The organism is Pseudomonas graminis (genome assembly GCF_001705435.1).
Taxonomy (GTDB): domain Bacteria; phylum Pseudomonadota; class Gammaproteobacteria; order Pseudomonadales; family Pseudomonadaceae; genus Aquipseudomonas; species Aquipseudomonas graminis_B.
Window position 1 is genome coordinate 247,197 of sequence record NZ_MDEN01000059.1, and the last position, 12,618, is coordinate 259,814.

The window sequence follows — 12,618 nt, forward strand, 5'->3', positions numbered from 1 at the left end:
AAAAGCTGCACAACGTTATGCAGGGTCAGCGCGCTGCATGAGCAACGCCGTGGCAGCGCCGACCTTGCGCACCGCGTCCTCGATTTGCGCGGTCGGCTTGGCAGCAAAGTTCATGCGCAGGCAATTTCTGTATTTGCCGGACGCCGAAAATATGCTGCCAACGGCAATCTGTACGCCTTGTCCCTGCAACGCGCGGTTCAGGCGCAAGGAGTCGAAATCTTCCGGCAGTTCTATCCACAGCATGAAGCCGCCTTGAGGGCGACTCACGCGGGTGCCTTCCGGGAAGTAGCGCGTGACCCAACCTGTCATCAGGTCGCGACTGCGCTGGTACTGGCCGCGCATCCGGCGCATGTGCGGCTCGTAGTGCCCGGCCTTGAGAAAATCGGAAATCGCCAGTTGTGGCTGGGTCGCAGTGGAACCGGTGCTGATGTATTTCATGTGCAGCGCGCGATCAAGGTATCGACCGGGCGCGACCCAACCGACGCGCAAACCCGGCGCCAGCGTCTTGGAAAACGAGCTGCAGAGCAGAACGCGGCCGTCTTCGTCGAAGGATTTGATCGTGCGCGGGCGAGGGTAGGTGTAGGCCAGATCGCCATACACATCATCTTCGATGATCGCCACATCGAAGCGTTGCGCCAGGGTCAACAGCGCACGTTTGCGGTCCTCCGGCATGATGTAGCCCAGCGGGTTGTTGCAGCTCGGGGTCAGCTGTATGGCTTTGATCGGCCACTGTTCCAGCGCCAGCTCCAGCGCGTCGAGGCTGATGCCGGTGAGCGGGTCGGTGGGGATTTCCAGGGCTTTCATGCCCAGCCCCTTGAGCGCCTGCATGGCGCCGTGAAAGCTGGGCGAGTCGACTGCGACGATGTCGCCCGGCTGGCACACCGACCGGATGCAGATGGCCAGTGCCTCCTGAGCGCCGGTGGTGATTACCAGATCATCCGGATCGATGTTGGTGCCGGAATCCAGCAACAGCCGGGCGACTTGTTCCCGCAGGCAGCGCCGACCGTGGATGTTGTCGTAATACAGCCCGGGCATGTCCAAACGACGGCTGATCCTGCCCAGCGCCTGGGTCAGTGGGCGCAAGGTGGGGCTGGTGACGTCGGGCATGCCGCGCCCCAGCTGAACGACGTCAGGGCTGGGTGCGGCTCGCGCCAGTTCCAGCACTTGATCCCACTGAGAGATTTCCACCGGGCGCTGCGCGGGGCGGCCAATCGCAGGCAGGGCGGGCGTCCTGCGGCCGGCCGGTACGAAATACCCGGACTTGGGGCGCGGAAGTGCGAGGCCGTTGTCTTCCAGCAATCGATACGCCTGCTGCACCGTACTCAGGCTGACGCCATGCTCAAGACTCAACGCGCGCACCGAGGGGAGCCGGTCGCCGGGGCGATAAAAGCCGTTTTCGATGCGCGTGCCGAGTAGTTCGGCGAGGTTGAGGTACAGGGTCATGGCGTACTCCCACAGGCGATGCGATCGGCAGACCAATACAGATGTGGGGAAAATACAGCATTCAGCGCGGGATTAAACCGATCTGTATGCAAAGAATAATAATTCTTTGGATCTGTAATGGTTTTCCATACAGACACATCATGAATTCACTCGAAACCCACCATGAGGTGTCTGGAAATGAGCGGAATAAGTGATGTTCGGCTAACGCTGTATGCAGGGGAGCTGGTCCGTGACCATGAAGCAGGCTCGCGCATCAACGCGCCGGACGGGCTGGGAGTGTTTGGGCTGTTTCAGCATCGTCGGGCCACCCGGCGCGCGTTGTTGAAACTGACTGACGAGCAGCTGAAGGATATTGGCTTGAGCTGCGAGCAGGCGAGGGATGAAGGACTCAAGCCGTTCTGGCGCGAATGAGGCCTGTGATGCAGTCGGCCTCGCAGCGGCGAGTTCGGTTAGACCAGCTCTTTGAACCGGTGCCACAACATCCCCAGTGCCAGTAACGGCGAGCGCAAATGTTTGCCGCCCGGGAAGGTGATATGTGGCACTTTGGCAAAGAGCTCGAACCCGCCACTGTGTTGGCCGCTAATGGCTTCAGCCAATAGTTTGCCGGCCAGATGCGTTGCGTTCAGCCCGTGCCCCGCATACGCCTGGGCATAGAACACATTTGGATGCGTGTGCAGTCGTCCGATCTGCGGCAAGCGGTTGGCGCCGATGCCAATCATTCCGCCCCACTGAAAATCGATCTTCACGTCTTTGAGCTGAGGGAACACCTTGAGCATCTTCGGCTGCATGTACGCGGCGATGTCGCTCGGGTCCCGGCCTGAGTAGTGGCAAGCGCCGCCGAACAGCAGGCGCCGATCCGCCGACAGCCGAAAATAATCCACCGCCACACGCTGATCGCACATCGCGGTATTGCGCGGAATCAGTTGGCTGGCGAGTGCTTCGCTCAGTGGCTCTGTGGCAATGACATAACTGCCAGCGGGCAAAACCTTGCCACTCAACCCCCCGTCGAGCCCATTGAGATAGGCGTTACAGCCCAGCACCAGCGTACTGGCGCGCACCCGTCCGTGGGCTGTATGAATGCTGACTTCTGCCCCGTATTCCAGCCGCGTCGCTGCCGAGTGTTCGAATACCTGCACGCCCAGCGACTGGGCGATGGCGGATTCTCCCAGGGCGAGATTCAGTGGGTGCAGATGGCCCGAGCCCATGTCTAGCAGGGCGCCGGCATAGTTGGGAGACCCGATGATGCTGCTGAGGTTGCGCGCTTCAATCAATTCAAGCGGATGTCGGTAACCCAGGCTGCGCAGCTCTTCGGCGTCTTTGGCAAAACCTTCGAATTCCCTGGGCTTGTTCGCCAGGTCGCAATAGCCCCAGGTCAGATTGCAGTCGATCTGGTATTTGTTGACACGCTCGCGGACGATTTCCACCGCTTCCAGGCCCATCAGCTTAAGCTGACGAACGCCGTCCTCGCCGATGACATTGCTGAACTGATCCACATCATGGCCGACGCCGCGGATCAGTTGCCCTCCGTTGCGCCCGCTCGCGCCCCAACCGATCTTGTGCGCCTCCAGCAGCACCACCTTCAAGCCGCGTTCAGCCAGCTCGATCGCCGTGTTCAGCCCGGAAAACCCGCCGCCGATGATGCAGACGTCGGTTTTGACCTCGCCGTGCAGGGCAGGGGAGTCAGGCTGGGTATGGCGAGTGGCGGCGTAGTAAGACGCCGCGTGATCAGACAATCCGGGCTGGGGAGGCCGAGCATTCATGTTGAATATCCCGAGAGCACTGTTTGGAAAATTTTACGGAGGGTAGCGGGGTCAGGGTGCCCGGGCAAGAAAATGCCGGTGGATGATCATCCGGGTGTCAGTCGCAGAGGCGCTGGGGCACAATCAGTACCTTTCACAGGAGAAACTGCCGCGATGGCCTGCAACAGCGAGAAAATCCGCGATCTGCGGCGGCTGATTCCGTCGTTCGAATGCGTCCCGGGATGCCACGATTGCTGCGGGCCGGTGACCACGTCGTCCGAAGAAATGTCGCGTTTACCGCGCAAGACGCCGGCCGAGCAGGAAGCGGCCCTCAACGAGCTGAATTGCGTACACCTGGGACCCAATGGCTGCACCGTCTACGACGAGCGTCCGCTGATCTGCCGCCTGTTTGGCACCACGAAAACCCTGCCATGCCCCAATGGCCGCCGCCCTGATGTGTTGATTCACCCCCGCGCCGAGAAGCAGGTGCATGAGTTCATCGCCTCGACGCGGCAGGTGCTGGTTTAGCCGAAGCCAGCTGGGGTGAGCCCCTTACGGATGCTTACTCCGGAATGGGCAGGCACAAACTCTCCTTCACCTCTTCCATCACGATGTAGCTCTTGGACTCCCGCACATGGGGCAGCTTGAGCAGGATGTCGCCCAGCAGCTTGCGGTACGACGCCATCTCGGAAATCCGCGCTTTCACCAGATAGTCGAAATCCCCTGACACCAGATGGCATTCCAGCACATGGGGCAGTTTGAGCACCGCGCGGCGAAATTCCTCAAAGGTGTCGCCAGACTTATAGTCCAGGCTGATCTCGACAAACACCAACAAGCTGGCCTTGAGGTTCTGCGGATTAAGGCGGGCGTTGTAGCCCATGATGATGCCTTCACGCTCCAGGCGCCGAACCCGTTCTGTGCATGGCGTGGTAGACAGCCCGACCCGTTCGCCCAGTTCAGTGAAGGAGATCCGGCCATCGTTTTGCAGGATGCGCAGGATGTTGCGGTCGATCTTGTCCAGCTCGCGTTTGGACTGGTGCTGGGTGCGCATCGATAAGCCCTCTGCCAAAGCGTCGGTTGCCGAGAAGAAACGCCGAATATAGGCGTTTATATAGTCAAAAGCACTGCTCGGGCCTTTTTATACTGCGCACATCCTTGCTTAAACTTGAAAACGTCAGCGGATATCCGCGATGAGGGAATCAACATGCGCGTTCTGGTCCTTGGAAGTGGCGTAATCGGTACCACCAGTGCGTATTACCTGGCGCGTGCGGGCTTCGAGGTGACTGTCGTTGACCGTCGACCGGCCGCTGCCATGGAAACCAGTTTCGCCAACGCCGGGCAGGTCTCGCCGGGCTACGCTTCGCCATGGGCCGCGCCGGGTGTGCCGCTCAAGGCCCTCAAGTGGTTGCTGCAGCGCCACGCGCCGCTGGCCATCAAGGCAACAGCCGATATCGATCAGTACCTGTGGATGGCGCAGATGCTGCGCAACTGCACCCAGAACCGCTACGCCGTGAACAAAGAGCGCATGGTTCGCCTCTCCGAATACAGCCGCGACTGCCTTGATGAGTTACGTGCCGAGACCGGCATTGCCTACGAAGGCCGCAGCCTGGGCACGACCCAGTTGTTCCGCACTCAGGAACAGCTGGATAACGCCGCCAAGGACATCGCGGTGCTCGAACAGGCTGGCGTGCCGTATGAAGTGCTCGACCGTGAAGGCATTGCCCGGGTCGAGCCGGCCCTGGCCAGTGTCAGCAATATCCTCAGTGGCGCACTGCGCCTTCCGAACGACCAGACCGGCGACTGCCAGCTGTTCACCACGCGTCTGGCCGAGATGTGTGTGAAGCTGGGCGTTGAGTTCCGCTTCGGCCAGTCCATCGAATCCATTGATTTCGCGGGCGACACCATCAACGGCGTGCGCATCAACGGAAAACTCGAAACGGCTGACCGCTACGTACTGGCGCTCGGCAGCTACTCGCCGCAACTGCTCAAGCCCCTTGGCATCAAGGCGCCGGTTTATCCGCTCAAGGGCTACTCGCTGACGGTGCCGATCACCAACCCGGCGATGGCGCCGACGTCGACCATCCTTGACGAGACCTACAAGGTGGCGATTACCCGCTTCGACAACCGTATTCGTGTGGGCGGCATGGCCGAGATCGCTGGCTTCGACCTGTCGCTCAATCCCCGTCGCCGCGAGACGCTGGAGATGATCGTCAACGACCTCTATCCTCACGGCGGCGACCTGCAGCAGGCCAGCTTCTGGACTGGTCTGCGCCCGACCACGCCGGACGGCACGCCGATCGTCGGCGCAACGCCGTACAGCAATCTGTTCCTGAACACTGGCCATGGCACATTGGGTTGGACGATGGCCTGCGGTTCAGGCAGATTGCTGGCTGACCTTATCACTCGCAAGACGCCACAAATCAGTGCTGAAGGCCTCGATATTTCTCGTTATGGCAGTTCCAGGGAGATCGCAAAACATGTCCATTCAGCGCCAGCTCACCAATGAGCGCATGAGCCAGTTGGTCGTCCATAACGGCACCGTTTACCTTGCCGGGCAAGTGGCCGACGATATGGCGGCGGGGATCGAGCAACAGACCCGCGAAACGCTTCACAACATTGAGCGACTGCTGGACCTGGCCGGTACCGACAAGACCCGCATTCTGTCAGTGACGATCTACCTGAAAGACATCGACGCGCACTTTGCCGGCATGAACAGCGTCTGGGACACCTGGCTGCCGAAAGGCCTGGCCCCTGCGCGTGCAACGGTTGAAGCCAAGCTGTGCGAGCCGGAGATTCTGGTTGAACTGTCGGTGATTGCGGCGCTGCCGTAGCTCATCCACCTATATCCATCTATTGACCCACAAGAAGCCCCACCATGCGTCCAGCCCGCGCCCTTATCGACCTTCAGGCCTTGCGCCACAACTACCAGCTGGCGCGCGACACCGCTGGCGCCAAGGCGCTCGCTGTCATCAAAGCGGATGCCTACGGTCACGGCGCGGTGCGGGTTGCGCAGGCGCTGGAATCCGAAGCCGATGGTTTTGCCGTGGCGTGCATTGAAGAAGCGCTGGAGCTTCGTCAGGCCGGGATCAACGCTCCGATTCTGCTGCTGGAAGGCTTTTTCGAGGCCGACGAACTGGCGCTGATCGTCGAGCATGATTTCTGGTGCGTGGTGCATTCCCTCTGGCAACTCGATGCCATCGAGCAAACCGCCCTCGGCAAGCCGCTGAATGTGTGGCTGAAGATGGATTCGGGCATGCACCGCGTTGGCATCCATCCCGCGGATTTTCAGGCGGCGCACCAACGGCTGCTGAACAGCGGCAAGGCCGCCAAGATTGTCCTGATGACCCACTTCGCTCGCGCCGACGAACTCGACAGCATCCGTACCGACGAGCAAGTGGCGATTTTTCAATCGGCGCGTGCCGGGTTGGCCGCTGAAGTCAGCCTGCGCAATTCCCCCGCCGTCATGGGCTGGCCCAGCGTGCCAAGTGACTGGGTGCGTCCGGGGATCATGCTCTACGGCGCGACGCCGTTTGATCAGTCGCAATCGGTCGCCGATCGTTTGCAGCCGGTCATGACCCTGGAGTCCCGGGTGATCTGCGTGCGTGACCTGCCCTTCGGTGAGCCAGTGGGCTACGGCGGTACATTCGTCGCCGAGCGCAATATGCGCATCGGTGTGGTCGCGATGGGCTATGCCGACGGCTATCCGCGGCAGGCGCCCACCGGTACCCCCGTGATGGTCGACGGTCATCGCAGTCAGTTGCTCGGGCGTGTGTCGATGGACATGCTCTGCGTCGACCTCACCGACGTGCCGGGCGCAGGGGTGGGCAGCCGCGTCGAGCTGTGGGGCAAGCACATCCTGATCAGTGATGTTGCGTCGAGCGCGGACATGATTCCCTATCAGATTCTCTGCAATCTCAAGCGCGTGCCAAGGCTCTATTCCGAGGCCTGATCGCCGCTCGCCGATCCCCTGCAAATCACCCCTTCGCGGCCCGTTATGGCCGCCAGTCCCTTTGCTGATCCGGCCTTGGGCTCAAGTGTTGTAAATACTGAACGCTGTTGCCATGATGGCGACCACTTGACCTAACTTGATCATCAGGAGGACTCCCGCATTGGACGTCGGTGAACGACTGCAATCCATTCGTAAACTCAAAGGCCTGTCCCAGCGTGAACTCGCCAAACGAGCGGGCGTGACCAACAGCACCATCTCCATGATCGAGAAGAACAGCGTCAGCCCCTCGATCAGCTCGCTGCGGAAGGTGCTGGGCGGCATACCGATGTCCATGGTGGAGTTCTTTTCCGAAGAGCTCGAACCCGAAAACCCGACCCAAGTGGTCTACAAAGCCAGCGAACTGATCGATATCTCGGACGGTGCCGTGACCATGAAACTGGTCGGCAAATCCCATCCGAGTCGCGCCATTGCGTTCCTTTCCGAGGTCTACCCGCCGGGTGCCGACACGGGCATCGAGATGCTCGTGCACGAGGGCGAGGAGACCGGGATTCTGGTTGAGGGCCGTCTTGAACTGGTGGTCGGTCTTGATACCTACGTGCTGGAAGAGGGCGACAGTTACTACTTCGAGAGCTCCCGACCCCATCGCTTTCGCAACCCCTACGACGTTCCTGCGCGGCTCATCAGCGCTGCCACGCCGGCGAATTTCTGATCAGCGCCATGATTAACCGAACACTGATCTTCCTAGGGCTGGCCGGCTTGCTGTTCGCCAATGCGGCTGACGCGACCATGCGCTGCGGCACGGCGCTTATCAGTCTGGGTGACACCGCCGATGTGGTCCGCCAGAAGTGTGGGGCGCCAGACAGCAGTGTTGATCAAATGCCTGCGCTGCGAAGCAACGGCGTACCCAGGCTCGGTTTTGCGAAGGTTAGTTTGTGGGTGTACGGTCCTCGTAATGGTGCAAAACAACACCTGCGGTTTATCGAGGACAAGCTGGTAGAGATCGAGACGAAGCGGGATTGAGTCGCCGAATGGCAGTCGTTTTATGAGGGCGCAAGCGGCGCAATGCAGCAAATTCCCTGAAGGCCCGGTCCAACCGCTATCCAATAACAAAATCAGGAGAGGCCGGATGCCGCATTCCTGCTCGATCGAGCAAGCTGTCGATCACGTGCTGGCCGAGTTGCCGGCGCATATTCATATGGGTATGCCACTGGGGTTGGGTAAGCCCAATCGTTTTGCCAACGCGTTGTATGCCCGGATCAAATCGCTGCCCGATCGGCACCTGACCATCTACACCGCCCTGTGCCTCGGGCGACCGGATGGTGGCGACGGTTTGCAGGGACGGTTTCTGGAGCCCTTTCTGGAGCGCGTCTTCGACGATTACCCTGAACTGGATTTTCTCACCGACCTGCGCCGGGATGACCTTGCGCCCAATGTTCACGTCCAGCAGTTTTTCATGCAGCCCGGCAGCCTGCTCGGCAGCGTCGAAGCGCAGCAGGATTACGTCAGCAGCAATTACAGCCACGCTGCGCGGGACATCAATGCCAACGGCCTGAACCTGATCGCGCAACTGATCGCCCGTGACCCGCAACGGCCCGATCAGCTCAGCCTGAGCTGCAACCCCGACATCACCCTCGACCTGCTGCCCTTGGTGGAAAAACGCCGTGAGGCGGGCGAGCGGATTCTGATGCTGGGCCACGTCCACTCGGATCTGCCCTACATGCAGGGCGATGCCGAGGTCAGCGCCGACACCTTCGACCTGCTGATCGAGCACGAAGAGCGCAGCACGCTGTTCTCGACACCGAACATGCCGGTCGGTATCCAGGATCATTTCATTGGCTTGTACGCGAGCACGCTGGTGCGCGACGGCGGCACATTGCAGATCGGCATCGGTTCGATGGGTGACGCCCTGACCGCCGCCTTGCTTGCGCGCCAGGCCGATAACGAAACCTACCGCGCGTGCCTGGCCGAGCTGGACGGCATCTCCACCTGGAAGCCGTTGATCGAGGCCCAAGGCGGGGTGATGCCCTTCGCCACCGGGCTTTATGGCTGCAGCGAAATGCTCGTCAACGGCCTGCTGGTGCTGCTGGACGCGGGGATCATCCGGCGCAAGGTGTACGCCGACATCGAGCTGCAGCAAATGGCCAACGACGGGGTTCTGGACGAGTCGCTTTATGGCGACGGCGTGTTGATTCACGGCGGCTTCTTTCTCGGCCCGCGCAGTTTCTACGAGCGGCTACGGGAATTCACGCCGGCGCAGATCGCGCAGATCAACATGACCGCGATCAGCTACATCAACGAGCTCTACGGCAACGAGACGCTCAAGCGTCTGCAGCGGCGCGATGCGCGGTTCATCAACAGTTGTTTCACTGTCACGTTGCTGGGCGCAGCGGTTTCGGATCAGTTGGCCGATGGCCGCGTGGTCAGCGGTGTGGGCGGGCAGTACAACTTCGTCGCTCAGGGCCATGCGCTGGAAGGCGCGCGTTCCGTGCTGATTCTGCGCAGCTGGCGTGAGTCGGGCGGGGAGGTGAATTCCAATATCGTCTGGGACTATGCGCACACGACAATCCCGAGGCATCTGCGTGACATCGTCGTCACGGAGTACGGCATCGCCGATCTGCGCGGCAAGACCGATTCGGCGGTGATCGAGGCACTGCTTAATATCAGCGACTCACGCTTCCAGCCGGGCCTGATCGATCAGGCGCAGAAGGCCGGCAAGCTGCCGAAGGATTTCCGCCTTGATCCGTTGTTCAGCCAGAACACGCCCGAGCGGTTGAAGGACATCCGCCATCAGTTCCCTTCGCTCTTCGTCGAATACCCGCTGGGTAGCGACTTCACGGCTGAAGAGCGCGATCTGCTGCGCGCGCTGAACTGGCTGAAGAGCAAGTTCAAGCTCACGGAAATCATCGAGCTGGGCAAGGCCACGCTGGAAGCGCCTGACGCGAGCGCGTATCCGGAGCACTTGCAGCGCATGGGCCTCGATCATCCACAGGGGTTGCGGGACGAGCTGTATCAGCGGTTGGTGTTGGCGGGGTTGCAGGCGACGGCTTAGGCCTGATGTTTCCCACTTTCACTGTGGCATCCGTTCAGCCGAGGGTTTTGATCACCAGCAGCACGGCGGCGAAGAAGCCGCTAACAGCGAACAGCTGCTGCAACCTCGGGCCGGCGAGGTAACGGCTGACCTGCCTGCCGGCCATCAGTCCAGCGACAGCCCCGGCGGCGAACGGCAGGCCCACTGACCAGTGCATCGCGCCGCTGACGCTGGCCGTGATCACGCTGCCGGTCGACACCAGTGCGATCACCGCCAGCGACGTGGCGACGATGCTTTTCATCTCAAGGTCGGTGTAGCGCGTTAAGGCCGGCACGATGACAAAGCCGCCGCCCACGCCGAGCAATCCTGACAATAGGCCGGCCAGCGCGCCGGTTGCCGCCAGTGACCGGGCGCACGGCAGCGTCCAGCGCAAGCGACCCACCAGCGGATTGACCACGCAGGGCCTGAACGCGCCCCGATCCGGCGGCTTGCCGTGGCGCAGTTCGTGAGCGGCTTTGCGGTAGATCCGCCCGCACACATAAAACAGAATCAGTGCAAACCCCAGCGCCAGCGGCGCATTGGGCAATTGATGCGCCAGCCACAGGCCTACCGGCGACAGCGCGATGCCAATGATTGCGATGAAAATGGCGGCGCGGTAACGGACGATGCCTTGGCGCAATCCGAGCGCTGCACCGACCGCCGAAGCCAGGCCGACTGCCAGGAGGCCCACCGGCGCAGCTTCGATCATTGTCAGGCCCAGCCCGAAAACCAGCAGCGGCACCGCAAGGATGCCGCCACCCGCGCCTGTCAGGCCCAACACCGCGCCAATGATCGTACCGAGGCCGGCTCCGATCAGTTCGTGTTCATTCATGTTAAGTGAGCAAGTCCCGTGGGTCTGTCCGGAGGTGGGTGTTCAGTCGGTGAGCGCGCGGGATCAGCGCGCCTGGTAGCACTTACACCGCATTGATCGGGACTTTCAGGTAGCGCACGCCGTTGTCCTCCGCTTCCGGCAGATTGCCGCCGCGCATGTTGATCTGCACCGAAGGCAGGATCAGCACGGGCATGTCGAGGGTGGCATCGCGCTTCTCGCGCATCTCGACAAAGGCGTCCTCGTCGATGCCTTCACGCACGTGGATATTGCTGGCGCGTTGCTCGGCAACGGTGGTCATGAACATCAACTCTCGGCCGTTGGGCAGGTAGTCGTGACACATGAACAGACGCGTCTGCGGCGGCAGGCGGAGGATCCGGCCGACCGAGCGATACAGCGTGCGCGCATCGGCACCGGGGAAGTCGCAACGAGCGGTGCCGTAGTCGGGCATGAACAGGGTATCGCCGACAAACGCCACCGCTTCATTTCCAGCTTCGATCACGTACGTCATGCACGCCGGTGTGTGGCCAGGGGTGTGCATGGCTCTGGCCTGAAGCGTGCCAATCTGAAAATGCGCGTCATCTTCCAGCAGCCGGTCGAACTGGCTGCCATCACGGGCGAAGTCGCCTTTGGCGTTGAACAAAGTGCCGAAGACTTTCTGCACGCGGGTGATGTGGCTGCCAATGGCAACCGTGCCGCCGAGCTGTTCTTTCAGGTAGGCCGCCGCCGAGACGTGATCGGCGTGGACGTGGGTTTCCAGAATCCACTGCACCGACACGCCCAGCTCGCGGACCCTGCCGATCAGCTTGTCCGCAGATTGCGTGCTGGTGCGCCCGGATTTAGGGTCGTAATCCAGCACGCTGTCGATCAGCGCGGCCTGAAGCGTAGAGCGGTCAATGACCAGGTAACTGATGGTCGAGGTCTGCGGATCGAAGAACGCCTCTACGCTCAGTTTTTCGCCAATGATCATGATGCTCTCCTTTATTGCTGGTACAGGAATGCTGAAGCAGCTATCAAACGAACGTTACAACGCCATCTTTCAACGACTGCACGCGCGCCAGTGACTCTACACGATAGCCCTGGCCATCCAGTTCGGCGCGGCCGCCCTGGAACGACTTCTCGATCACGATACCCAGGCCGGCGACCGTCGCGCCCGCTTGCTTGATGATCGAGATCAGCGCCTGTGACGCCTTACCGTTGGCCAGGAAGTCGTCGATGATCAGCACACGATCGCTGCTGTTCAGGTGACGGGTAGAAATGGCGATGGTGCTTTCGGTCTGCTTGGTGAACGAGTACACCGACGCGGAAAACATGTTTTCAGTGAGGGTCAGCGACTGATGCTTGCGCGCGAAAATCACCGGAACGCCCATCTTCAAACCGGTCATGACCGCAGGGGCGATGCCCGACGCCTCGATGGTGACGATTTTGGTGATGCCCGAGTCGGCGAACAGCGCGGCGAATTCGTCGCCGATCTGCTGCATCAGCACCGGGTCGATCTGATGGTTGAGAAACGCGTCGACCTTCAATACCTGGTCGGAAAGCACGATGCCTTCGTCGCGAATTTTCTTGTGCAGTGCTTCCACGTGGGTGG

At 61.1% G+C, this 12,618-nt stretch carries 14 protein-coding genes; 8 read left to right on the top strand and 6 right to left on the bottom strand.

What is annotated here, in order from left to right; translation table 11 throughout:
• Positions 1-15 precede the first annotated feature (15 nt).
• The gene (locus BBI10_RS09330) at positions 16-1,443 is read right to left on the bottom strand and encodes a PLP-dependent aminotransferase family protein (RefSeq protein ID WP_065988241.1); all 1,428 of its coding nucleotides are present in this window, start codon (positions 1,441-1,443) and stop codon (positions 16-18) included.
• 177 nt (positions 1,444-1,620) lie between these two features.
• Between BBI10_RS09330 and BBI10_RS09335 the strand changes: the two genes are divergently transcribed.
• Positions 1,621-1,854, top strand: coding sequence for a DUF1127 domain-containing protein (locus tag BBI10_RS09335; RefSeq protein ID WP_065988242.1), 234 nt, complete (start codon positions 1,621-1,623; stop codon positions 1,852-1,854).
• Positions 1,855-1,892: 38 nt separating this feature from the next.
• Here the strand turns inward: BBI10_RS09335 and BBI10_RS09340 are convergent, their stop codons facing one another.
• Complete coding sequence (locus tag BBI10_RS09340; protein WP_065988243.1) at positions 1,893-3,203, bottom strand: NAD(P)/FAD-dependent oxidoreductase; 1,311 nt, start codon at positions 3,201-3,203, stop codon at positions 1,893-1,895.
• Positions 3,204-3,356: 153 nt separating this feature from the next.
• Here BBI10_RS09340 and BBI10_RS09345 point away from each other — a divergent pair, with 153 nt between their 5' ends.
• Positions 3,357-3,710: a YkgJ family cysteine cluster protein gene (locus BBI10_RS09345; RefSeq protein WP_065988244.1), complete on the top strand. Its 354-nt coding sequence runs from the start codon at positions 3,357-3,359 to the stop codon at positions 3,708-3,710.
• Between the two features lie 34 nt (positions 3,711-3,744).
• Here BBI10_RS09345 and dadR read toward each other — a convergent pair whose 3' ends face one another.
• Positions 3,745-4,233: a transcriptional regulator DadR gene (gene dadR, locus BBI10_RS09350; RefSeq protein WP_065988245.1), complete on the bottom strand. Its 489-nt coding sequence runs from the start codon at positions 4,231-4,233 to the stop codon at positions 3,745-3,747.
• A gap of 153 nt (positions 4,234-4,386) precedes the next feature.
• Between dadR and dadA the strand changes: the two genes are divergently transcribed.
• From dadA to BBI10_RS09380, 6 genes are all read left to right on the top strand, one after another.
• The gene (gene dadA, locus BBI10_RS09355; RefSeq protein WP_065988246.1) at positions 4,387-5,688 is read left to right on the top strand and encodes a D-amino acid dehydrogenase; all 1,302 of its coding nucleotides are present in this window, start codon (positions 4,387-4,389) and stop codon (positions 5,686-5,688) included.
• Entirely contained in the window at positions 5,660-6,013 is a 354-nt protein-coding gene (locus BBI10_RS09360) for a RidA family protein (protein ID WP_065988247.1), read from the top strand. Before dadA ends, BBI10_RS09360 begins: the two co-directional genes overlap by 29 nt.
• 44 nt (positions 6,014-6,057) lie before the next feature.
• The gene (gene alr, locus BBI10_RS09365; protein ID WP_065988248.1) at positions 6,058-7,131 is read left to right on the top strand and encodes an alanine racemase; all 1,074 of its coding nucleotides are present in this window, start codon (positions 6,058-6,060) and stop codon (positions 7,129-7,131) included.
• 160 nt (positions 7,132-7,291) lie between these two features.
• Positions 7,292-7,840, top strand: coding sequence for a cupin domain-containing protein (locus BBI10_RS09370; RefSeq protein WP_065988249.1), 549 nt, complete (start codon positions 7,292-7,294; stop codon positions 7,838-7,840).
• 8 nt (positions 7,841-7,848) lie between these two features.
• Entirely contained in the window at positions 7,849-8,151 is a 303-nt protein-coding gene (locus BBI10_RS09375; protein ID WP_065988250.1) for a DUF2845 domain-containing protein, read from the top strand.
• A 106-nt stretch (positions 8,152-8,257) separates the two neighbouring features.
• Positions 8,258-10,180, top strand: a complete 1,923-nt coding sequence (locus BBI10_RS09380; RefSeq protein ID WP_065988251.1) for an acetyl-CoA hydrolase/transferase C-terminal domain-containing protein — start codon at positions 8,258-8,260, stop codon at positions 10,178-10,180.
• Positions 10,181-10,214: 34 nt separating this feature from the next.
• Here the strand turns inward: BBI10_RS09380 and BBI10_RS09385 are convergent, their stop codons facing one another.
• The 3 genes from BBI10_RS09385 to BBI10_RS09395 all read right to left on the bottom strand — a co-directional run bounded on the left by BBI10_RS09385 (position 10,215) and on the right by BBI10_RS09395 (position 12,610).
• Positions 10,215-11,030: a sulfite exporter TauE/SafE family protein gene (locus BBI10_RS09385; RefSeq protein WP_065988252.1), complete on the bottom strand. Its 816-nt coding sequence runs from the start codon at positions 11,028-11,030 to the stop codon at positions 10,215-10,217.
• An 82-nt stretch (positions 11,031-11,112) separates the two neighbouring features.
• Positions 11,113-11,997, bottom strand: coding sequence for an MBL fold metallo-hydrolase (locus tag BBI10_RS09390; protein ID WP_065988253.1), 885 nt, complete (start codon positions 11,995-11,997; stop codon positions 11,113-11,115).
• 43 nt (positions 11,998-12,040) lie between these two features.
• A complete protein-coding gene (locus tag BBI10_RS09395; protein ID WP_065988254.1) occupies positions 12,041-12,610 on the bottom strand; it encodes a xanthine phosphoribosyltransferase in 570 nt (189 codons plus the stop codon).
• Positions 12,611-12,618 lie beyond the last annotated feature (8 nt).